The 20,350-nt window shown below is 39.8% G+C and carries 21 protein-coding genes, 1 tRNA gene and 1 riboswitch; of the genes, 6 read left to right on the forward strand and 16 right to left on the reverse strand.

The annotated features are described in order from the left end of the window. Positions 1 to 52: 52 nt before the first annotated feature. Positions 53 to 259, forward strand: a complete 207-nt coding sequence (locus tag ACFSO7_RS11905) for a hypothetical protein (protein WP_377877530.1) — start codon at positions 53 to 55, stop codon at positions 257 to 259. Positions 260 to 357: 98 nt separating this feature from the next. Here ACFSO7_RS11905 and ACFSO7_RS11910 read toward each other — a convergent pair. Continuing rightward, positions 358 to 429 (reverse strand) — tRNA-Arg (locus tag ACFSO7_RS11910). Between the two features lie 269 nt (positions 430 to 698). Here ACFSO7_RS11910 and clpP point away from each other — a divergent pair. Then, the gene (gene clpP, locus ACFSO7_RS11915; RefSeq protein WP_377877531.1) at positions 699 to 1,310 is read left to right on the forward strand and encodes an ATP-dependent Clp endopeptidase proteolytic subunit ClpP; all 612 of its coding nucleotides are present in this window, start codon (positions 699 to 701) and stop codon (positions 1,308 to 1,310) included. 61 nt (positions 1,311 to 1,371) lie between these two features. On the opposite strand, the gene ACFSO7_RS11920 is transcribed toward clpP, so the two are convergent. The 7 genes from ACFSO7_RS11920 to ACFSO7_RS11950 form a co-directional block, all read right to left on the reverse strand. Next, a complete protein-coding gene (locus tag ACFSO7_RS11920) occupies positions 1,372 to 1,629 on the reverse strand; it encodes an HPr family phosphocarrier protein (RefSeq protein ID WP_377877532.1) in 258 nt (85 codons plus the stop codon). Positions 1,630 to 1,663: 34 nt separating this feature from the next. Continuing rightward, the gene (gene whiA, locus ACFSO7_RS11925; protein ID WP_377877533.1) at positions 1,664 to 2,611 is read right to left on the reverse strand and encodes a DNA-binding protein WhiA; all 948 of its coding nucleotides are present in this window, start codon (positions 2,609 to 2,611) and stop codon (positions 1,664 to 1,666) included. Positions 2,612 to 2,709: 98 nt separating this feature from the next. Continuing rightward, positions 2,710 to 3,693 carry a gluconeogenesis factor YvcK family protein gene (locus ACFSO7_RS11930; RefSeq protein WP_377877534.1) on the reverse strand — a complete coding sequence of 328 codons (984 nt, stop codon included), beginning with the start codon at positions 3,691 to 3,693 and terminating at the stop codon, positions 2,710 to 2,712. Then, complete coding sequence (rapZ, locus tag ACFSO7_RS11935) at positions 3,690 to 4,583, reverse strand: RNase adapter RapZ (protein WP_377877535.1); 894 nt, start codon at positions 4,581 to 4,583, stop codon at positions 3,690 to 3,692. The genes ACFSO7_RS11930 and rapZ overlap by 4 nt, the downstream gene beginning before the upstream one ends. Positions 4,584 to 4,673: 90 nt before the next feature. After that, entirely contained in the window at positions 4,674 to 5,135 is a 462-nt protein-coding gene (locus ACFSO7_RS11940; RefSeq protein ID WP_377877536.1) for an NUDIX hydrolase, read from the reverse strand. A gap of 337 nt (positions 5,136 to 5,472) precedes the next feature. Beyond that, positions 5,473 to 6,414: a thioredoxin-disulfide reductase gene (gene trxB / locus ACFSO7_RS11945; protein ID WP_377877537.1), complete on the reverse strand. Its 942-nt coding sequence runs from the start codon at positions 6,412 to 6,414 to the stop codon at positions 5,473 to 5,475. Positions 6,415 to 6,560: 146 nt separating this feature from the next. Continuing rightward, the gene (locus ACFSO7_RS11950; RefSeq protein ID WP_377877538.1) at positions 6,561 to 8,042 is read right to left on the reverse strand and encodes a tetratricopeptide repeat protein; all 1,482 of its coding nucleotides are present in this window, start codon (positions 8,040 to 8,042) and stop codon (positions 6,561 to 6,563) included. Positions 8,043 to 8,286: 244 nt separating this feature from the next. Here ACFSO7_RS11950 and ACFSO7_RS11955 point away from each other — a divergent pair, with 244 nt between their 5' ends. The 3 genes from ACFSO7_RS11955 to ACFSO7_RS11965 all read left to right on the forward strand — a co-directional run bounded on the left by ACFSO7_RS11955 (position 8,287) and on the right by ACFSO7_RS11965 (position 10,319). Next, positions 8,287 to 9,372, forward strand: coding sequence for a CAP domain-containing protein (locus tag ACFSO7_RS11955; protein ID WP_377877539.1), 1,086 nt, complete (start codon positions 8,287 to 8,289; stop codon positions 9,370 to 9,372). A 78-nt stretch (positions 9,373 to 9,450) separates the two neighbouring features. Continuing rightward, a riboswitch (guanidine-I (ykkC/yxkD leader) is annotated at positions 9,451 to 9,610 on the forward strand. Between the two features lie 59 nt (positions 9,611 to 9,669). Further along, on the forward strand, positions 9,670 to 10,008 hold the full coding sequence (locus tag ACFSO7_RS11960; protein WP_377877540.1) for a DMT family transporter: 339 nt from the start codon (positions 9,670 to 9,672) through the stop codon (positions 10,006 to 10,008). After that, positions 10,005 to 10,319 (forward strand): DMT family transporter, encoded by a 315-nt coding sequence (locus ACFSO7_RS11965; protein ID WP_377877541.1) that lies wholly within the window; start codon positions 10,005 to 10,007, stop codon positions 10,317 to 10,319. The genes ACFSO7_RS11960 and ACFSO7_RS11965 overlap by 4 nt, the downstream gene beginning before the upstream one ends. 105 nt (positions 10,320 to 10,424) lie before the next feature. Here the strand turns inward: ACFSO7_RS11965 and ACFSO7_RS11970 are convergent, their stop codons facing one another. From ACFSO7_RS11970 to hprK, 5 genes are all read right to left on the reverse strand, one after another. After that, positions 10,425 to 10,964 (reverse strand): acyltransferase, encoded by a 540-nt coding sequence (locus tag ACFSO7_RS11970; protein WP_377877542.1) that lies wholly within the window; start codon positions 10,962 to 10,964, stop codon positions 10,425 to 10,427. Continuing rightward, positions 10,961 to 11,614 carry a pyrophosphatase PpaX gene (gene ppaX, locus ACFSO7_RS11975; RefSeq protein WP_377877543.1) on the reverse strand — a complete coding sequence of 218 codons (654 nt, stop codon included), beginning with the start codon at positions 11,612 to 11,614 and terminating at the stop codon, positions 10,961 to 10,963. The genes ACFSO7_RS11970 and ppaX overlap by 4 nt, the downstream gene beginning before the upstream one ends. Next, positions 11,604 to 12,554 carry a nucleoside recognition domain-containing protein gene (locus ACFSO7_RS11980; protein WP_377877544.1) on the reverse strand — a complete coding sequence of 317 codons (951 nt, stop codon included), beginning with the start codon at positions 12,552 to 12,554 and terminating at the stop codon, positions 11,604 to 11,606. Before ACFSO7_RS11980 ends, ppaX begins: the two co-directional genes overlap by 11 nt. Positions 12,555 to 12,575: 21 nt before the next feature. Next, positions 12,576 to 13,397, reverse strand: a complete 822-nt coding sequence (gene lgt / locus ACFSO7_RS11985; protein WP_377877545.1) for a prolipoprotein diacylglyceryl transferase — start codon at positions 13,395 to 13,397, stop codon at positions 12,576 to 12,578. Between the two features lie 107 nt (positions 13,398 to 13,504). After that, positions 13,505 to 14,440, reverse strand: coding sequence for an HPr(Ser) kinase/phosphatase (hprK, locus tag ACFSO7_RS11990; RefSeq protein ID WP_377877546.1), 936 nt, complete (start codon positions 14,438 to 14,440; stop codon positions 13,505 to 13,507). Between the two features lie 189 nt (positions 14,441 to 14,629). Between hprK and ACFSO7_RS11995 the strand changes: the two genes are divergently transcribed. Further along, positions 14,630 to 15,355, forward strand: a complete 726-nt coding sequence (locus tag ACFSO7_RS11995) for an N-acetylmuramoyl-L-alanine amidase (RefSeq protein ID WP_377877547.1) — start codon at positions 14,630 to 14,632, stop codon at positions 15,353 to 15,355. Positions 15,356 to 15,486: 131 nt separating this feature from the next. Here ACFSO7_RS11995 and ACFSO7_RS12000 read toward each other — a convergent pair whose 3' ends face one another. From ACFSO7_RS12000 to uvrA, 3 genes are all read right to left on the reverse strand, one after another. Further along, on the reverse strand, positions 15,487 to 15,849 hold the full coding sequence (locus ACFSO7_RS12000; RefSeq protein WP_377877548.1) for a phage holin family protein: 363 nt from the start codon (positions 15,847 to 15,849) through the stop codon (positions 15,487 to 15,489). A gap of 306 nt (positions 15,850 to 16,155) precedes the next feature. Continuing rightward, positions 16,156 to 17,280, reverse strand: coding sequence for a DUF4097 family beta strand repeat-containing protein (locus tag ACFSO7_RS12005; protein WP_377877549.1), 1,125 nt, complete (start codon positions 17,278 to 17,280; stop codon positions 16,156 to 16,158). A gap of 171 nt (positions 17,281 to 17,451) precedes the next feature. Then, positions 17,452 to 20,331 carry an excinuclease ABC subunit UvrA gene (gene uvrA / locus ACFSO7_RS12010; RefSeq protein ID WP_377877550.1) on the reverse strand — a complete coding sequence of 960 codons (2,880 nt, stop codon included), beginning with the start codon at positions 20,329 to 20,331 and terminating at the stop codon, positions 17,452 to 17,454. Between the last annotated feature and the right edge of the window lie 19 nt (positions 20,332 to 20,350).

A 20,350-nucleotide genomic window follows, 5' to 3' on the forward strand; every position in this document is an offset into this window, starting at 1 on the left:
AGTACCGACCAAGCTTCCTTCTCCTTCAATTAACTAAAAAGGTATGGATCATATGGATATAATAAATACTTTAGAAAAAATAATGAATGAGAATATGGTTCAACTAGTCCTTTACATTCTTGTCATGATGATTTCAGGAACCATTTTATATAGATTAGTAAATTTCATAAAATTACCTGAAATTATTGGTACTCCTATTGCAGGAATGGGTGCATTATTTATTTCCTTTAAGTTATTTATGTTAACAAATGGGTATTAATTATAGGTACGGACACTTCATTGAAATGGAGTGTTTTTTTGTTAAAAATAAAAATGACAAACCTCATTACTAGGTTTGCCACTCTTTTATCCTATTAACGCGCCCGGAGGGAATCGAACCCCCATTTTAAGAACCGGAATCTTACGTGCTATCCGTTGCACCACGGGCGCATATTTACTGCAAGTGCCTTTACATTATATAAAAGGTTTAGGTTCTTTGCAAGAATTATTCAATTTACTAGGTTTGCTCTGATTAAAGTAATCCGAAACTGGTTATGATGAGTAAAAGTTGTCGAACGATTTCATCTATATAGGCAATCGAATTGTTTGACCTTAATTGACCATCAGTGTATGATAACAATACATAATCTTCTAACTTAATCAGCGGGATGAGATCCCTCTGATAGAAGTTTCACCTTATATTCAAGGAGGAAATAATAATGAATTTGATACCTACAGTTATTGAGCAAACGAACCGTGGCGAAAGAGCCTATGATATCTACTCTCGTCTTTTAAAAGACCGCATCATTATGTTAGGAAGTGGTATCGATGACCACGTTGCTAACAGCATTGTTGCCCAATTACTTTTTCTAGAGGCAGAGAATCCTGAAAAGGACATTACCCTTTACATCAATAGCCCTGGTGGAAGTATTACTGCTGGAATGGCGATCTATGATACAATGCAATACATTAAACCGAATGTATCGACGGTTTGTATCGGGATGGCAGCATCGATGGGTGCTTTCTTACTTGCAGCTGGTGAAAAAGGTAAACGATTTGCTTTACCAAATAGCGAAGTTATGATTCATCAACCACTTGGTGGTGCACAAGGTCAGGCGACAGAAATCGAAATCGCTGCCAAACGCATTCTTTTCCTACGAGACAAACTTAACGGAATTTTAGCTGAGCGTACTGGCCAACCGATGGAAGTCATCGCAAAAGATACAGACCGTGACAATTTTATGACAGCTGAGGCAGCGAAAGAATACGGTTTAATTGATAGCATCATTACGCGTAATGTTTTAGAAGATAAAAAGAAGAGTGAAAAATAGGACTTAGTGCTACTGCGCTATACTATAGAAAAAAGGACTGAGGCAACCTCAGTCCTTTTTTCTATCCCTCATGTTGAATAAATTTTTCCAGCGCATCTAATGCTTCTGATTCGTCATGGCCTTCTGTTGTAATGGTAATCATTGATCCTGAGCTAATTGCCAAACTCATTAGTCCCATGATGCTTTTCGCATTGACCTTTTTACCGTCTTTTTCTAAAAAAACATCTGATGAAAAACGGTTTGCCTCTTGAACAAATTGAGCAGCTGGTCGTGCCTGTAATCCTGTTTTCAGTTTTACCTCTACTTGTCTCTCAACCATTTCATTCTTCCTCCCTTAAAATTTGTATAGTTTCTCAATATGAGATTGTTTCCCCAGTACGCAGCTTGTCAGCAATTTCATCTATTTTTCGAAGGCGATGATTGATTCCGGATTTACTAATCGAACCACCCGATACCATCTCACCTAGTTCTTTCAATGTAATATCTTGATATTGAACTCGAAGCTCAGCAATTTCTCGAAGTTTCTCTGGCAATATATGAAGACCAGCCGTTTTTTCAATAAAACGGATGTTTTCCACCTGCCTGATCGAAGCTCCAATGGTTTTATTCAAATTTGCTGTTTCACAGTTTACTAATCGATTAACTGAATTTCTCATATCACGAACAATTCGAATATCTTCAAAATGCATAAGCGCATTATGTGCTCCAATGATATTAAGGAATTCCGTAATCTTCTCGGCCTCTTTTAAATACGTAATAAAGCCCTTTTTTCGTTCAAGCGTTTTGCTGTTTAAATCAAAAGTGTTCATTAACTCACAAAGTGAATCGTTATGTTCCTTATAAAGTGAAAACACTTCTAAATGATAAGAGGACGTCTCAGGGTTATTAACAGAACCCCCTGCTAAGAATGCCCCTCTTAAATAAGACCGTCGACAACATTTTTTTCGCACTAGCTCTTCGGCAATATCATGGGTAAAGGTAAAGCCTTCCCCTAGTATTTTCAAGTCTTCTAAAATTTCTTTTGCCTGCTCCGCTAAGCGGACAATATACACATTATTCTTTTTCAGTTTCATTTTCTTCCGAACAAGCAATTCTACTCGAACTTGGTAATTTCTCTTAATCAGTGTATAAATACGTCTAGCAATCGCCGCATTTTCCGTTTGGACATCGACAATTAACTTTCGATTGGAAAAGGATAAAGACCCATTCATCCGAATCAAAGCCGATAACTCCGATTTTCCACAGCATTCTTTTAATTCTAAATTCGTTAATTCCTTTTTCGTCTCCGATGCAAAAGACACCCCGTCACCTCCCTCTTTAACAAACGCTAGATTTTAGGGACATGCCTAGATTGGCGTCTATCCCATGGATGATAAGACAAACGATTGCACCTTAATCTTTACGAATGAAAGCGCTTTTTAGTTTCATCTTTTATCATATTATATAAAATTTCTGCCACTTTTTTCGTATCATGGCGAATGACATTTTTTTCATAACTGACAATTTTATCTTGAAGCACTTCAAGACCAAGCTCTTCTAACCTTTTAATATCGTAAACAACTGGCTTCGCAAGCTCCTCGTGATAACGCAACTGTACCTTTTCAGGAATATTTTCATTATTAACGAGAATCGTGTCAATGAATGAAGCATTCATATGGTCATAAATAGCCTGAACATGGTCACTTGCCGTAAAATTATGAGTCTCCCCAGCTTGCGTCATTAAATTGCAAATATACACCTTTTTCCCCTTCGCCTTGCATACCTCTTCCCCCAATCTCGGAACAAGTAGATTCGGCAAAATACTAGTATACAAACTTCCCGGCCCCATCACAATTAAATCGGCTTGCCGAATGGCTAATAAAGATTCTGGAAGCGGTTTAATATTTTTCGGAGAAAGAAACACTCGGTGAATTTTTTTCCCAGAGAAAGGAATTTTCGATTCTCCCGACACAATCGTTCCATCTTCCATCTCCGCATTCAAAATCACATTTTGATTCGCTGCTGGAAGAACCTTTCCTCTTACATTCAACACCTTACTCATCTCTTGGATTGCGTGCACAAAATTGCCTGTAATCGAAGTCATTGCTGCTAAAATCAAATTCCCAAGTGAATGGCCAGACAATTCATTCGATGTCTTAAATCGATGCTGAAACATCTCTTCTACTAAAGGCTCAACATCTGATAGGGCTGCTAACACATTACGGATATCTCCTGGTGGCGGAATATCCAAGTCCTCCCGAAGTCTTCCGGAGCTTCCCCCATCATCAGCCACCGTAACAATAGCCGTGATATCTACAGGATATTGCTTTAAACCCCTTAATAGAACAGGAAGTCCCGTCCCACCACCGATAATCACAACCCGTGGATTCCCTTTTCCTGTCATGTCGTGATATCCTTTCTCCTCTCAATGTCACGATGCGAAATGCAAGTGTAATAATCTTTTTTGAAAAATTGGCCAATATGCTCAGCTAGCGCGACTGACCGGTGCTGACCTCCTGTGCATCCGATGGCAATCACTAACTGGGCTTTGCCCTCTCTCTTATAGTGCGGGAGCATAAAACTAAGTAAATCGGTCACTTTTTCTAAAAATTTCTGCGTCTCATTCCACTTTAATACATAAGTGGATACTTCCTCTTCAAGACCTGTTTTTGGACGCATATGGTCGATATAATGAGGATTTGGTAGAAAGCGTACGTCAAATACTAAATCTGCATCAATCGGAAGTCCGTGTTTGAAGCCAAATGACATCACATTGACCGTAAAAATCTTTTTCTTATCCGCAGTAAATTCGGTTAATATTTTTTCACGGAGCTCTCGAGGCTTCAATTGTGATGTATTGAAAATTTGTTGAGCGCGTCCTTTTAAATCCTCAAGTAATTGTCTCTCTAGTTTAATCCCTTCTAGTGGAGATCCAGATGGTGCTAACGGATGAAACCTTCTCGTTTCTTTGTAGCGCCTAACTAGAGCGGAATCGTCCGCATCTAGAAAAAGAATTTGTGGGTTCACCCATGAGGTTTCAGCTAATTCATCTAACGCTTTAAATAAATGGTCAAAAAACTCCCGACCTCTCAAGTCCATGACCAATGCAACCTTATTCATTTTATTTCCTGACTCTTTCATTAGCTCAAGAAATTTCGGAAGAAGGGTAGGCGGAAGATTATCTACACAAAAGAACCCCAAGTCCTCAAAACTTTGAATCGCAACCGTCTTCCCCGCTCCCGACATTCCAGTTATGATAACCATCTGCGTTTCCGAAATCGATCCCGTACTCATCACAAATCCCCCTTACTTTACCACTTTAAAGTACCGGGGGTCAGTCCCCCGATGCTTTAACGCGCTAAAATGTGTAATTATAATCTTATGTTACGAACTAGGATCTAGTCGATAACTGATTAATTCAAAATCTGGTGTATATGTAAATGTTCCATATATGATGCCTTTGCCGTGTATCATGTAATCAAGGATATGATAATCCCCAGGTGCCATAGGCAGATGACGTACGTTGTCAATCTCGCACCATGACAACTTTCCCTCTTCTGAAGCATCTACATTTACCCCGTCCGAATCAGTCGCCATAAAAGTAAACAACATCCATTCAGAGGTAACCTTACTATCCTCTTCAATAATGATTGTAAAGATCCCTTTAATTTGGGGATTTTTCAAATAGACTCCCGTTTCTTCACGGTATTCTCTGATACATGAGTCCCGAACAGACTCTCCAGGCTCCATTTTCCCTCCTGGTGCCACCCACCAGCCACGACGCGGCTTTTGGAGCATTAAAATTTTCCCATCCTTAACAAGGACACAATTAGTTACCCGTTGCAAAAACCTTCACCTCGAATAGGTATAAGTGTATTCTTTTTATTATACTATTTTTGAATAGCAGTAACAACGAACAGAATTATACACACAAAATGCGAAAAACGCTCTAGTTTAGCCCCCTGAAGAATTTCTATGCAAAAAAAAGGCACAGGATCCGCTCCTGTGCTTTGAAAAATATTTTTAAAAGGGGGTCAATTTCTACCCTTATCATACCTTATCAATATTTCACTATTGTTACATTCAAATTAAAACAAAGTTACTTTTCTGTGAAAAATTTGTTAACACGCTTCACCGCTTTAAAGTTACGGGGGACTGACCCCCAGTGCTTTAAAGCGTTAAATTATTTAAGCTCTTCAAGTAGTTCTTCCACATAGTGTTGGGCGCTTTGGGCTGCGATGCTTCCGTCGCCTGTTGCTGTGACAATTTGACGTAGTGTTTTTTCACGGATGTCTCCCGCCGCAAAGATACCAGGCACCTTTGTTTCCATTCGTTCATTTGTTTCGATATAACCATTTTCATTTGTGATACCTAAGTTAGCAAAAGGTTTCGAAAGTGGAACCATTCCGATGTAAATAAATACACCATCAGCTTTGAATTCTTGTTCTTCCCCATTTTCAGTAGAAACAAGTGTCACGCTACCAACTTTTCCATCTTTTTCATTAATTTCTTTAATGGTATGGTTCCAAATGAAATCAATTTTCTCATTAGCAAAGGCACGATCTTGAAGAATTTTTTGCGCACGTAGCTCATCACGTCGATGCACAATCGTTACCTTCGAAGCGAAGCGAGTTAAATAAACACCCTCCTCGACTGCAGAGTCTCCTCCACCGATAACGACAAGCTCCTTTTGTTTGAAAAAAGCACCATCACAAACAGCACAATAGGATACACCGCGACCGCCAAGCTCTTTCTCCCCAGGGACGCCAACTTTTTTATATTCAGCACCTGTTGAGATAATGATTGAACGTGCTTTATATTGCTTGGATCCCGCAACAACGGTTTTATATTCTTTGCCATCAATAATTTCTTTAATATCGCCATAAGCATATTCTGCGCCAAACTTTTTCGCATGTTCAAACATTTTAGTCGATAAGTCTGGTCCTAAAATATGATCATACCCAGGATAGTTTTCTACTTCCTCCGTATTGGCCATTTGTCCCCCCGGAACCCCACGCTCTAACATTAAAGTTGAAAGGTTCGCACGAGATGTATATACAGCAGCTGTCATACCGGCAGGTCCTGCACCAGCGATAATGACGTCATAAATTTTTTCTTCAGACATGATTCCCACTCCTTAATGAACATCCGTTTGTCCAGCTCAATGTCTCCTCATGAAAGAGATCTTAGCTAGAAAACGGCTTTTCTTGGATTATTATTGCCTATATTCTTTATCCTATAAAACAACAGTATGGGAGTCCAAGAATATGCTCACCGAAGGCTATTATTCACAAATTTTACATATTTTTGAACCGTTGAAACAGATAAATCGTATTTTTCAGCTACTTCTGTTTGGGAAATTTTTTCACCACGAAGCTTAAACCATGTGTATTCCACAGCTGCTGCCCATGCCTGATGATTTTTCAAAGATTGTTGTACATCTTGAAAAATCGAAAACCAAAGTAAATAAATTCCCGATTTTAAAACCCCGATGGGCTGATGATATTCATAAAGCTGTAAAGCAACCTGATGAAAATCATACTCTTTTTGGTGAATATTTTTTATATACAACAAATAGTCCTGCTCTAAAGTTGTCAATTTTTTGCAATGTTTAGAAGAAAGTGTTTCAATTAACTGATCTTTTTTAGAAGATACAGCGATTAAAAAGAGAGCAAACATTCGTTCTTCCATATAATCACTATCAAGTTTTTGAAAAATCGATGCCGTATGATCCTCAAAACCACTTAAAACGGGCTGATCGTCATTCCAAGGTTCATGACCAACCTTATCTGGGCTCAACTCAAGAACAATTTTCCAAATGGACTTTGCGAATGCTGGATGCCCTGAATGAAAAGCTGTGTACGACAACCAATAATAAAAGGATCCATCACCCTCAAAGCCCTTTTTATAAAGCTTTCGAAGCCAAAAATGACCGAGCGTAAACTCTCCGATTAAAGCAAAGGTCGCACCTAATTTAAACTGATGCTCGGCAATCAACGGATTGATTTTTTCAAGTGCATACTTTAGCTTTAATGTTTTTTCTTCATCATGTAAATAATAAGCGAAAACCGCTTGATTACATATAGCATGTAGGTTTCCTGGATTTTTCAGAAGAACATCTTGTAAAATTTCGTCCGCTTTTTCCGTTTCCCCTAAATAAAAATAGGCTAGAGCAAGATTATTGTATGCAGACCAGTACTCAGGATAATTCTCAATCACTTCCTCCAGTACCTCTATGGCCTTAGGAAAATAACCGGATTCAAGTAATTCCCTCGCATGCTCCTGTTTAACAATTAGATCATCCTGTTCGTATAGTTCTTCATCCAGATCATCGGCTTCAAACGTTAATAGCTCGATTAAATCATCTGTATCTACACTGAATTCACCATCTGGTGCAAATTGTTTATATAAATTGGCGTGATGATAGGCATCTTTAAATAAGCCTAAGTGAGCATAATTGTTTGCTAAGAAATAGTGACACTCCATCATTTCCTCATCAAATTCTTCAAGAATCTGATGTAGTAAACGATTGGACTCATCGTATTCACCCATTTCTGTTGACAAAATAGCCAACTGGCAAGCAATCATCGGTTCCCCTGGCTCAAGTTGTAACGCACGCTCTAAATACTTTTTCGCACGTAGGAAATCTCGGCGGTGAAACGCCTTCAAACCCTTTGAAAAGTAATATTCTCCTGTAGGTAAAAAGGAAAGAAGCATTCCCGTATCTTGTCTTGCTTTAGAGTCTTTAATCATGGATTCCTCCAAATACATTAATAACCTATGTAGTATACCACATGGGAAAGGCAATCGAGAAGAGTTCCCAACCATAAATAATCACACTTTCACACATTAACGCATTGGGGGTCAGTCCCCCGATGCGTTAATGCGTGAAAGTTTCCTTTTTTCTCGGTATTTGCCACCTATACTTTTTGAGTCGAATTAGCAAAATAAAAAAGTATCATACCATGTCATGTACTAAAAAGGAGGAAGGAAAAACATGATAAAAAAGATACAGGTGGTTGCTGCTGCGAGTTCCCTTTTACTAGTTCTGGGAGCGTGTAATTATGATAACAACGCTGCAAACGATAGACGAGGGGATAATCTAAATGATGCGTTCACTACTCGAAATGGAAATGATACCGCAGAAGGTTTAAATACGGCTAATACACGTAATAACATTACGACTGATCGAGTTAATTATCGAGTAAATGATTGGGATGGTTTAGGTTATGATAACAATCGAAACAATGACCTAAATGGTGGAGTTGGTCATAGGGATTATGACTTAAATGTTGGTTTTAATAACAACAATCGAAATACGAAAAATGGCCTTGGCGGCAATATGAATGACAATATTTCTGCTGATTTTACCACTATTAATAGTGGTAAATATCCACATACAAGAGCAGTACAAATTCAGCCTGCTAAGTATGGTTATATAATATTTAGTCCACAACAAGGAAACGCCCAAAAATTTCAGTTTACAGTTCCAAATGCTGCACAGAGATATACGCAGCAATTTCAAACTGGAACCGTTCAGCCTGGTCTAACTCAACAACAGCCAAGACCACAAATGCAACAACCTAGTATGCAGCAACCGCAGCAAAATCAGGTAACAGGACAACAAAAACCTGTACAACAAACACAACCGAAGCAACAGACTCAAACAACTCAACCAAAACCTGCAGCACAAACGACACAAGGAATTAGTGCAACAGAACAAAAGGTTATTGAATTAACTAACGTGGAAAGAAGAAAAAATGGGTTACGTGATTTAATTGGTGATTCAAAGTTAAGTTCTGTCGCTAGAACGAAATCAAATGACATGCAAGCAAAGGGTTATTTTTCCCATACAAGCCCGACGTATGGTTCTCCTTTTGACATGATGCGTGACTTTGGTGTGTCCTATAAGACGGCTGGTGAGAACATCGCTCAAGGGCAACGTACACCTGAGGAAGTTGTTCGAGCTTGGATGAATAGTGAAGGACACCGAAAAAATATTTTAAACGGCAGCTTTACACATATTGGTGTCGGTCACAACACGACTGGAAATCAGTGGACACAAATGTTTATTGGTAAATAAAAAATACATTGAATGGGTCTGAGTAATCAGACCCTTTTCAAATCAACTAAATTGTGTATAATAAAGGGCAAGTAAATAAAAAATGTTTTCTAGGGTTCCGCTGTCATTTTTTCAGGTCTGGTCCGAGAGAAAACTCGCAGCTTTGTTTTACCGCTTTAAAGTGTCGGGGGACTGACCCCCATTGCTTTAAATTGGTAAAGTAAAATCTGTGTCACGGAGGGATAAAAGCCCGGGAGATTATAAGTGATTATAATCTTCTGGGCTTTTTTGTTTATTTTAGAAAGGGGTTGCTGCAAATTGAACAGAGAATGGTTGAAAGTTTTTATTGCCGCGTTTTTTGAAGTGTTTTGGGTGATTGGGTTAAAACATGCAGATGATTTTTGGACTTGGTTGGGGACGATTATCAGCATCTCAATCAGTTTCTATATTCTCATAATGGCTGGAAAAAAGCTTCCTGTTGGCACTGTATATGCCGTTTTTGTCGGCTTAGGGACTGCTGGGACAGTTGCATCGGAAATTCTCTTTTTTGGTGAGCCATTCAAATTGGTCAAACTTATACTTATTTTAATTTTGCTGGCGGGGGTTATCGGTTTGAAGCTTGTAACAGGTGAAAAGGAAGAGGTTGTTGCAAAATGAGTTGGATATTTTTGATTCTCGCTGGATTATTTGAAATGTTTGGAGTCGTGATGATTAACCGTCTTCATCACCATCGAAATTGGCAATCGCTCCTTTTACTTATAGCTGGTTTCGGAGGTAGTTTTCTCTTTCTTGCCATGGCAATGAAATACTTGCCAATGGGGACTGCCTACGCTGTGTGGACAGGAATTGGAGCTTCCGGGGGTGCCATGCTCGGCATCATTTTATATGGTGAACCTAAGAATTGGAAACGAATTGTCTTTATTACAATGGTGCTCATGGCGGCAGTAGGATTGAAGCTGGTTTCATGAGATTTATTTAGCACATTAAAGCACTGGGGGACTGACCCCCATTACGTTACAGCGTTAAAGCACCGGGGGTCAGTCCCCCATCGCTTTAACGCGGTAATGGGTGCTTTAGTTTTTTTGTGTGTTTCCGTATATTGGGTCGTCTGCCCAGCGTTGTTGTAGTTGTTCTTTTGTGTAGATGATTCGCATGGGGTTACCGCCGACGAAGGATCCTGCTGGGACGTCTTTATGTACAAGGGTTCCAGCAGATACGATAGCTCCGTCGCCAATAATGATACCAGGCAGGATCGTCGTGTTCGCGCCGATCATCACTTCACTACCGATATGAACATCACCAAGACGGAATTCTTTGATTAAATATTCATGGGCAAGAATCGTCGTGTTGTAGCCGATGACGGTGTTACGACCGACACTAATTTTCTCAGGAAACATGACATCCAGCATAACCATTAATGCGAATGAAGTCTGGTCACCAATTTTCATTTTTAAAAATGTACGGTATAACCAATTCTTCATTCCCAAAAATGGTGTGTAACGAGCAAGCTGGATGACGATGAAATTTTTGACCACCTTCCAAAAGGGGACGGTTTTGTACACATGCCATAAAGAGTTAGCGCCCTCTACTGGGTAGCGAACGGTTTTCCTCATGCCGATGATACCTCTAAAATTTCAAGCAATTCGCTCATTTCCTCCAAGATGTAATCTGGATTGTACTGTTCCAAATGCTCGCGCCCTTTGATGGACCATGAAACACCAGCTGTTTTCGTGCCAGCATTTTTTCCAGCTAAAATGTCGTGATAATTGTCGCCGACCATGATCGTTTCCTCTGGCTTGGAGTCAAGCTGTTTCAGCGCGTTAAAAATCGGTTCTGGATCTGGCTTTGCTTTTTCTACATGATCAAGAGCAACAATAACATCAAAATATTCGTCAAGTTGGGTCAGTTTAAGCCCCATTAATACGACATCAGAAACTTTTGTCGAAACGATGGCTAGTTTAAAACCTTTTTCCTTTAAAGTACGCACCGTTTCTAAAACTGTCGGAAAAATCGTCACAAATGCATCGTGATTGCTAATATTAAATGCCCGATAGGTGGCAATCATCTCATCTACTCGATCTTTATCCATCGGTTCGAATGTTTCCCTCAAAGTAGGGCCTAAGAACGGAAGAACATCCTCCCTCTTGTACTTATTTGGAAAATACTTCTCCAATGTGTGTAAAAAAGAAGTGATAATCAATTCGTTTGTATTAATTAATGTTCCATCTAAATCAAAGAGAATAGTCGTTATTTTATTGTTCATACGTTGCTGCTTCCTTTCTTTTTGTCGAAATGGTACGGTTCCAAATAAAGGAGACGACTAATGTTAAGACAATTGCGACCCCAAGTCGAATCAGTAAAAGTGGTAATACAGGTATTCCTAATGGAACAAAGATAAGTGTGTCTTCAACAACTGCGTGGCAAGCTACTAGAAAAATAAACGCCGTAGTCACATCTTTATGACTAACTCCATCTTCTTTCACTGCTTGAATCATAACCCCAGCACCGTAAGCCAAACCGAAAAGCAATCCTGCAGCCAACGTCGTTGAAGTATTTTCCTTCATCCCTAAAGATTTGGTAATCGGTGACATCCATTTTGAAAAAACATCCAACCATTTTTTATCTTTTAAAATTTGTATCCCTACCATGAGCGGAATAACTATGATAGCCAATTGAAAAATTCCGATGCCTGCTTTTTGTAAAGCTTCAACTAATATGGCAAGAAATCCTGAAACATGTTCTTCCTTTGTAGGGATGAGTCCATATTGAGCGGTTTCACCGCCACCGCGCCAAACAAGATTGATGATGATAGCTGAAACGAAAGCAAGTCCAAGTCTAACAAGGAGTACTAACCAAAGTTTTACCCCTACTTTGATAGCTACACCCGTCTCGATAAGTAAGTTATGCGAAAAGGACAACATGACCGCAATAATAAAAACTTCTTTTACGGTGAAATCTAATGTTAAGATGGAGCCAATGGCTGCGTAAAGATTGAGAAAAGTCCCAAGTACAAGAGGAATTGCTGCATCCCCTGACAGACCAATAAGCTTCATTAGCGGCTCAATTTGTTTGATGATCCAAGGTAAGACAGGTGTATATTGTAAGAGTGCGACGATAAGGGTCACGGGAAAAATAATTTTTCCAAGTGTCCATGTTGTTTTTAAACCGACAAGTAATCCCCTTTTGATTGAACCAGCTAGCATTTCTTCTCTTCTCCCTTATTTTTATATGTTAGAAGGATCTAAATAACGAGCCTCAGCGAGTCCCTTTTTTCGACGATAGATGATTAAGGAAACAGCAAGTACGATTAAGAATATTGAAATCGTCTGAGCCACTCGCAAGTAATCCGTAAGCATTAGGCTATCCGTTCTTAGTCCCTCAACAAAGAAGCGACCAATCGAATACCAAATCACATACGTTAAAAAGCTTTCACCTCGTCGTAAGTTCACCTTCCGTAAAGTGAGTAATAATATGACCCCTGCAAAATCCCAAAGTGATTCATATAAAAAGGTCGGATGATAATAGGCACCCTCAATATACATTTGGTTAATGATGAAATCTGGTAAAAATAAATTTTCTAAATAGCTGCGCGTAACTTCGCCTCCATGGGCCTCTTGGTTCATAAAATTTCCCCATCGACCGATGGCCTGCCCAAGAATAATACTCGGTGAGGCAATATCAGCTAACTTCCAAAAAGAGACACCTCTTGCCTTCGTAAAAAAGTAAGCAGTAGCCACCGAACCAATTAAGGCACCGTGAATGGCAATACCACCTTCCCAAATTTTAGGGATTTGACTCAAATTTTGTGAATAAAAATCCCACTCAAAGGCGACATAATAAATTCTAGCCGAAATAATCGCAATCGGTATCGCCCAAAGCATCAAATCCGCGAAGACTTCCTTTTGTAAATGACGTTTTTCAGATTCTCTCATTGCCATCCATAATGCTAGCGCCAAACCCGTTCCAATGATTATCCCATACCAATGAACTTGAATGGCCCCAAACTCAATTGCAATCGGATTAAGCGGCTGTATCTTCTCCTCCATCTCCTCACTCCTCCTTTAACACATTAACGTGGTGGGGGTCAGTCCCCCGGCACTTCACCGCGGTAAACCGCCGGGGGACTGACCCCCATTGCTTTAAAGTGGTGAAGTTACTCTTCTTCGTGGTCGCCTTCTTCGATGACGCCGTGGAGGCGTGCGTTGAATTGTTGGGCGGCGTCCATGCCCATTTTCTTGAGACGGTAGTTCATGGCTGCGACTTCGATGATAACCGCTAAGTTACGGCCTGGACGAACGGGTACGGTCAATTTGGTAATATGAGAATCAATAATTTTCATCTTTTCCTCATCCAAACCTAGTCGATCATATTGTTTGGTCTTGTCCCAAATTTCTAAGTTAATGACGAGTGTAATTCGTTTGTAGCTACGAACTGCTCCCGCTCCAAATAAGGTCATCACATTAATAATCCCTAATCCACGAATTTCAAGCAGATGTTCAATTAATTCGGGCGAATTACCAACTAGCATTCCTTCTTCTTCCTGTCGAATTTCCACGCAATCGTCGGCCACTAATCGGTGTCCTCGTTTCACAAGCTCCAATGCCGTTTCACTTTTACCGACACCGCTTTTACCTGTAATGAGCACTCCAACACCATAAATATCTACTAACACTCCGTGAACTGCTGTGGTAGGTGCTAGCTTGCTTTCTAAAAAATTCGTCAATTTACTTGAAAAGTGAGTCGTTTTCTGTTTTGTACGTATAAGAGGCACAGCTTCATGCTCACATGCTTCGATCAATTCTTCGGGTACGTCCAATTCTCTCGTAATGATGATGCCTGGTGTAATATCCGTACACAATCGTTTCATTCTCGAATTACGTTCAAACTCACTTAACTGTTTAATAAACGATAATTCCGTCTTTCCAAGCAATTGAATTCGTTCCGCAGGATAATACTCAAAATAACCAGCCATTTCAATCCCTGGTCTAGATATATCACTCGTTAAAATCGGGCGATTAATCCCTTCTTCACCGCTGATTAGCTCGAGATCAAATTGTTCTATTATATCTTTTGTTCGAACCTTAGCCAATGAAACCCTCCTCCTTGTGCGAAAAGCATATGTACACTTACACTATTTTAGCACTTTTTATAAAAGAACAAAAAGATGTGGTTTACGCTTGGCTATATTTTCCCACCCAAGACAACCATAACCTTTTTTAACCTTCCTACATATATTAATAATGAGACAATATTTTTCAAGTTAGAAAGGAGAGAAATGATGAAAATAATGTTGGATGCCGGGCATGGGTACAATACCCCCGGAAAAAGAAGTCCTGATGGTCTAAAAGAATATGAATTTACCCGAGCTGTTGCGAATTATGCGAAAAAACTACTGGACACCTATCGCAATGTGACAGTCTATTTTTCTCACTCTGACGACCGAGATGTCCCTCTAAAAGAACGAACAGACCTTGCCAATCGCTTAAACGTCGATTTGTTTGTATCTATACACGCCAATGCTTTTGGTTCTGCTTGGAATAATGCATCAGGAATTGAAACATATGTTTATGTGACAAAGCCTCCTTTAGCTACTGCACTTGCACAGAAAATTCAACGTAACCTCATCACTTCAACACAGTTAAAAAACCGAGGTGTCAAAACAGCCGATTTCCACGTTCTTCGGGAAACAAAAATGGATGCTGTGTTAGTTGAATGTGGATTTTATACGAATCCTGAAGAAATTAAGCTCATTCGTTCAGAGGATTATCGTAAAAAATGTGCTGATGCAATCGTCAAAGGAATTGTCGAGCAATTTAAATTAGTAAAAGAAAAAACATCATCTACTTCAACCCCTACTCCATCACAGCCGAAACCACCAGCAAATCCAACCACAAAAGGGTTATACAAAGTTCAAGTTGGTGCTTATGCGAATCGAGCAAACGCCGAAGAACTTCTACAGAGCTTAGAATCTGATGGGTATGAGGGCTTTATAACTTTTGAATAAGACGAGAAAGCTCGTGCTACCAGTTGCATTGTCGACACTAGTACTCCCTGTACGTCGGGGCTAGGACGCTTGCGCTGGACTATTTAAAAAAAGGGTGACCACATCTACTAGATGCTGGCTCACCCTCTTTTTTATCGATCCCGATCTTTTTTATCCAATATCGTTTTCTGAATGATGGTATTGGCGATCGCCATAATAATTGCGAACAAAAGTGCCATCCCAAACCCAGAAATCTCAAAGTCTTCACCCATTATCCCGTCAGTTAACAGTAAAGTAAAAGCATTTATAACAAATAAAAACAACCCTAATGATAAAATAGTGAATGGCAAAGTTAAAATCACGAGCAGTGGCCGAACTAAGACATTCAAGATAGATAGAGTAAAGCTGGCAATGAGAGCAGAACTAAATCCAGCAATATGAAAGAATTCATTAAAAAAACCTGCCAATGCCATGAACAAGATCGCATTAATTAGGATACTAAATAGCCACCGCATCTTTGTCCTCCTTTTAGAAAAGCGTGGGGCGCCTTGATCAGCCCCGATAAAGAAGACTGGTCGATTGGCGAGAGTAGCGAAGCCAGAGACCTAGACGCACTTATGCAAACCGTTCTTTGGTTTGCCAAGCAAATGCTTCGCCAGCCGGAAAGTCGTTCTTTGACTTTTTGGCTGGCGAACATTTGACCTCGAGGTGACAAAAACGCGACGTCCTGTCGCATTGTCGACACTAGTACATCCTGTCCGTCGGGGCTAGGACGCTTGCGCTTGACAATTTTCGAAGTCCGAAAATGTTATACTTATCCTTTAAAAATAAACCTCGTCCTTTTCTGCTGGCTTGATTTTAATCGAGCCTGTTTTTGTTTCTGAAATGACTTGTAGTACTTTTTCCATTTGTTGTACAGTTTGGAACTTCAGTTGTTTTTGCACCATTTCGCTTTTTTCATGAGATATTTGAATGCCCTTTAGATTTACATCAAAGTTACCAAGATTGGTCTTTAATTCACCTGAGACCGCTACTTCAGCCGGTACGAATAATTCAATATTACCCGTTGTTGCTTTTAAAGAAATTTTTTCGCATGCTGGACCCTTTACTGCACAAAGGATATTTCCATTAAACGAATGGAGCTCGCCTCTTTGAATGTCACCTTCAAATTTGATCGCTCCATTAATTGTTTCCGCTTCAAACTCCTCCAAATAACTATTTTTTACTTCGATTTTTCCATTCGCCGTTTCTACATCTACCTTATGCCCTTTTACCCCTTCGAGTGTGATCCTTCCATTTGCGGTATCTAGCTTCATATCATTAACATTTAAGTTTTCAGCTGCAATTGGCCCATTATACAATCTGACACGCACTTTATGATAATCCGCATGTGGAATATACACTTTCGCATCGACCTTCATCCACTTATGTTGCGTCTGTAACGTTAAACGATTATTTTCTATGGAAAAAATAACACCGTTCAAGAAAGTCGTCCGCGCTTCCTCTAACGTTTCCACACGATAAATTTTTGCTTGGCACTCCACTCGAACATCTGGTTGGTCCCAAGGAATCAATTTAACAGAGCCGTTCGCCACATGAATGTCCATATCCGTAAAGTCGGCACTAGCTTGTTGAAAAATATGAGCCATTTCAATCGATTTTCCAAAATTAAAATCGATATCTATATCCTTCAACTTTTTAAAGGCGGTATCAACAAATTCAAAAATCTTTTCTTTCGCTGATTGAAATTTATAGTACGACTCGTCTTTCTTCTCCGACTCATGTTTGAATTGTGATTCCTCCATTTTCGCTGTAGTTGAAAGCTCAGATTCTAGCTTCTCTGTAGTTCCATCTTTTTCTAACAATTCCAACAAAGTTAAAGCTTCCTCAACCGTTAATTTTCCACCTTCAACCATTTTTAAAATTCGTTCTCTTTCCTGTTTCATGTTGTTTTCTCCTCCATCCATTTCTCTATTTCTATTACTGTATTTATGCACTATTTAACATTTTCTCTCCTCATATGTACGATTTATTTTTTGGAAAGTTTCATGAATTTCGGCAAAAAAAAGAGTGAATCTGAAATTTTCAGTTTCACTCTTTTTGTATCGCTATTTTGATCATACATTCGAAGCTGCTTTTTCTAAGTCCTTTAGCCCTTTTTCCATTCTTGCACGATCTCGTTCAAGGATGGGCTTTAAATATTTTCCGGTATATGATTTCGTGACTTCTGCCACATCTTCTGGTGTTCCTGTTGCGACAATTGTTCCACCTTTATCGCCGCCTTCTGGACCGAGGTCAATAAGATAATCAGATGCTTTAATCACATCTAAATTATGCTCGATGGTGAGAACTGTATCGCCATTTTCAACGAGTCGTTGCAAGACAACTAACAGACGTGAAATATCATCGACATGAAGTCCTGTTGTAGGTTCATCTAAAATGTATAACGTACGACCGTTGGAGCGACGATGTAATTCTGACGCAAGCTTCACACGTTGGGCCTCTCCGCCTGATAATGTTGTCGCTGGCTGCCCTAGCGTAATATAGCCTAAACCTACATCATACATCGTCTGCATTTTTCTTGCGATTTTCGGGATGTTCTCAAAGTAAACTAATGCATCCTCTACCGTCATCTCCAAAACTTCGGAAATATTTTTCCCCTTATAACGGACGTCTAGCGTTTCACGATTATATCGTTTTCCATGACACACTTCGCAAGGGACATACACATCTGGTAAGAAGTGCATTTCAATTTTGATAATTCCATCTCCACGGCAAGCCTCACATCGGCCTCCTTTAACATTAAAGCTAAAGCGCCCCTTTTTATAACCACGTACTTTTGCCTCATTCGTCACCGCAAAAACATCACGAATGTCATCGAAAACTCCTGTATATGTAGCAGGATTAGAACGAGGTGTTCTTCCAATTGGTGATTGGTCAATATCGATTACTTTCTCAAGATACTCGATTCCTTTTATTTCCTTATACTCACCAGGCTTTGTTTTCGCATTATGTAGCTTTTGTGCTAATGTTTTATGTAAAATTTCATTAATTAATGTACTTTTACCTGAACCTGAAACCCCAGTAACAGAAACAAACATTCCAAGAGGAATCTTTACATTTACCTTTTTAAGATTGTTTTCAACAGCACCTTTAATTTCAATGAAACGACCATCTGGCTTCCGTCTTTCGATTGGCAATGGGATGTACTTTTTCCCAGATAAATATTGCCCGGTTAACGAATTTGGATCATTCATCACTTCTTCTGGTGTACCTGCAGAAATGATCTGGCCACCATGGACTCCAGCACCAGGTCCAACATCGATTAAATAGTCTGCAGCAAGCATCGTGTCTTCATCATGCTCAACAACAATTAAGGTGTTTCCGATGTCCCGCATATTTTGGAGCGTACTAATGAGTCGGTCATTATCACGTTGATGCAGCCCTATGGAAGGTTCATCTAATATATATAATACTCCCGTTAATCTGGAGCCAATTTGCGTAGCAAGACGGATCCGCTGTGCTTCTCCACCTGACAAGGTGCCCGCTGCTCGGCTTAGTGTTAAATAATCTAAACCGACATTAACGAGAAAACCTAACCGTTCGCTGATCTCTCTAAATATCAGCTTTGCAATTTGCATTTCTTTATCAGTCAACTCTAGATTCGCAAAAAATTTCTGTGCCTCTTCGACCGACAGTGAGGTTACTTTTCCAATATGCTGACCAGAAATAAGTACAGCCAATGTTTCTTCTTTTAATCGATAGCCTTTACATTTCGGACAAGGGTGTTGGGCCATATATTTTTCCATTTGCTCACGGATGTAGTCCGAGCTTGTATCTTTATAGCGGCGTTCAATATTTGTTAAAACTCCTTCAAACTCCACATAGCCTTCACGAATTTGTCCGAAATCATTTTCATAGCGGAAAAAGATTTTATCTCCATTCGAACCATGTAGCACACGGTCAAATAAATTCTTCGGAATATCTTTGACGGGAACATCCATGTCAATGCCATAATGATTACAAACCGCTTCAAGCAATTGTGGATAATATTGCGAGCTGGTTGGTTCCCACGGGGCGATTGCATGCTCCTTCAATGTCAAATCCCAATTTGGAATGACTAAATCAGGGTCAACCTCTAGACGTGAACCTAATCCATCACAGCTCGGACAAGCTCCGAACGGACTGTTAAAGGAAAACATTCTTGGCTCTAATTCACCGATGGAAAAATCGCAGTACGGACAGGAATGGTTTTCATTAAACAAGAGCTCCTCCTCACCGATCACATCAATAAGGACCTTGCCGGCACCTAATTTCAGTGCACTTTCCAAGGAGTCCGCAATTCGAGGCCCAATTCCTTCCTTTATAACGACCCGGTCAATGACTACTTCAATCGAATGCTTCTTATTTTTCTCTAACTCAATTTCGTCACTTACATCCATCATTTCGCCATTCACACGTACACGTACATAGCCTTGTTTTTTAACATCTTCAAAAACTTTGACATGTGTTCCCTTACGTCCGGAAACGACAGGTGCTAAAATTTGCAGTTTTGTTTTTTCAGGATACTCTAAAATTCGATCGACCATTTGTTCAACGGTTTGTGAGGTAATCTCGACACCATGATTAGGACAGGTTGGACGACCCACACGAGCATATAATAGCCTCAAATAATCATAGATTTCCGTCACGGTTCCAACCGTTGACCTAGGATTTCGACTTGTTGTCTTTTGATCGATGGAGATCGCTGGCGACAATCCTTCAATTGCGTCCACATCCGGTTTGTCCATTTGTCCGAGGAACTGCCTTGCATAGGCCGACAATGATTCGACGTAGCGTCTTTGTCCTTCTGCATAGATCGTATCAAAGGCAAGCGAGGACTTTCCTGAACCAGAAAGTCCTGTAAGCACAACAAGCTTATCTCTCGGAATGGTGACATCTATATTTTTCAAATTGTGCGCTCTTGCACCCTTGACAATCAGTTTATCCATTGCCATCTTCTACATTTCATCCTTC

The sequence above is a fragment of the Bacillus sp. CGMCC 1.16607 genome, assembly GCF_042683745.1.
Taxonomy (GTDB): domain Bacteria; phylum Bacillota; class Bacilli; order Bacillales; family Cytobacillaceae; genus Pseudoneobacillus.

What these genes read in the sequence shown, in the direction of transcription:
- ACFSO7_RS11905 (WP_377877530.1), top strand. Translation starts at nt 53, where the DNA reads ATGGATATAATAAATACTTTAGAAAAAATAATGAATGAGAATATGGTT.
- clpP (WP_377877531.1), top strand. Translation starts at nt 699, where the DNA reads ATGAATTTGATACCTACAGTTATTGAGCAAACGAACCGTGGCGAAAGA.
- ACFSO7_RS11920 (WP_377877532.1), bottom strand. Translation starts at nt 1,629, where the DNA reads ATGGTTGAGAGACAAGTAGAGGTAAAACTGAAAACAGGATTACAGGCA.
- ACFSO7_RS11930 (WP_377877534.1), bottom strand. Translation starts at nt 3,693, where the DNA reads ATGACAGGAAAAGGGAATCCACGGGTTGTGATTATCGGTGGTGGGACG.
- rapZ (WP_377877535.1), bottom strand. Translation starts at nt 4,583, where the DNA reads ATGAGTACGGGATCGATTTCGGAAACGCAGATGGTTATCATAACTGGA.
- trxB (WP_377877537.1), bottom strand. Translation starts at nt 6,414, where the DNA reads ATGTCTGAAGAAAAAATTTATGACGTCATTATCGCTGGTGCAGGACCT.
- ACFSO7_RS11950 (WP_377877538.1), bottom strand. Translation starts at nt 8,042, where the DNA reads ATGATTAAAGACTCTAAAGCAAGACAAGATACGGGAATGCTTCTTTCC.
- ACFSO7_RS11955 (WP_377877539.1), top strand. Translation starts at nt 8,287, where the DNA reads ATGATAAAAAAGATACAGGTGGTTGCTGCTGCGAGTTCCCTTTTACTA.
- ACFSO7_RS11965 (WP_377877541.1), top strand. Translation starts at nt 10,005, where the DNA reads ATGAGTTGGATATTTTTGATTCTCGCTGGATTATTTGAAATGTTTGGA.
- ACFSO7_RS11970 (WP_377877542.1), bottom strand. Translation starts at nt 10,964, where the DNA reads ATGAGGAAAACCGTTCGCTACCCAGTAGAGGGCGCTAACTCTTTATGG.
- ppaX (WP_377877543.1), bottom strand. Translation starts at nt 11,614, where the DNA reads ATGAACAATAAAATAACGACTATTCTCTTTGATTTAGATGGAACATTA.
- ACFSO7_RS11980 (WP_377877544.1), bottom strand. Translation starts at nt 12,554, where the DNA reads ATGCTAGCTGGTTCAATCAAAAGGGGATTACTTGTCGGTTTAAAAACA.
- lgt (WP_377877545.1), bottom strand. Translation starts at nt 13,397, where the DNA reads ATGGAGGAGAAGATACAGCCGCTTAATCCGATTGCAATTGAGTTTGGG.
- ACFSO7_RS11995 (WP_377877547.1), top strand. Translation starts at nt 14,630, where the DNA reads ATGAAAATAATGTTGGATGCCGGGCATGGGTACAATACCCCCGGAAAA.
- ACFSO7_RS12000 (WP_377877548.1), bottom strand. Translation starts at nt 15,849, where the DNA reads ATGCGGTGGCTATTTAGTATCCTAATTAATGCGATCTTGTTCATGGCA.
- ACFSO7_RS12005 (WP_377877549.1), bottom strand. Translation starts at nt 17,280, where the DNA reads ATGAAACAGGAAAGAGAACGAATTTTAAAAATGGTTGAAGGTGGAAAA.
- uvrA (WP_377877550.1), bottom strand. Translation starts at nt 20,331, where the DNA reads ATGGCAATGGATAAACTGATTGTCAAGGGTGCAAGAGCGCACAATTTG.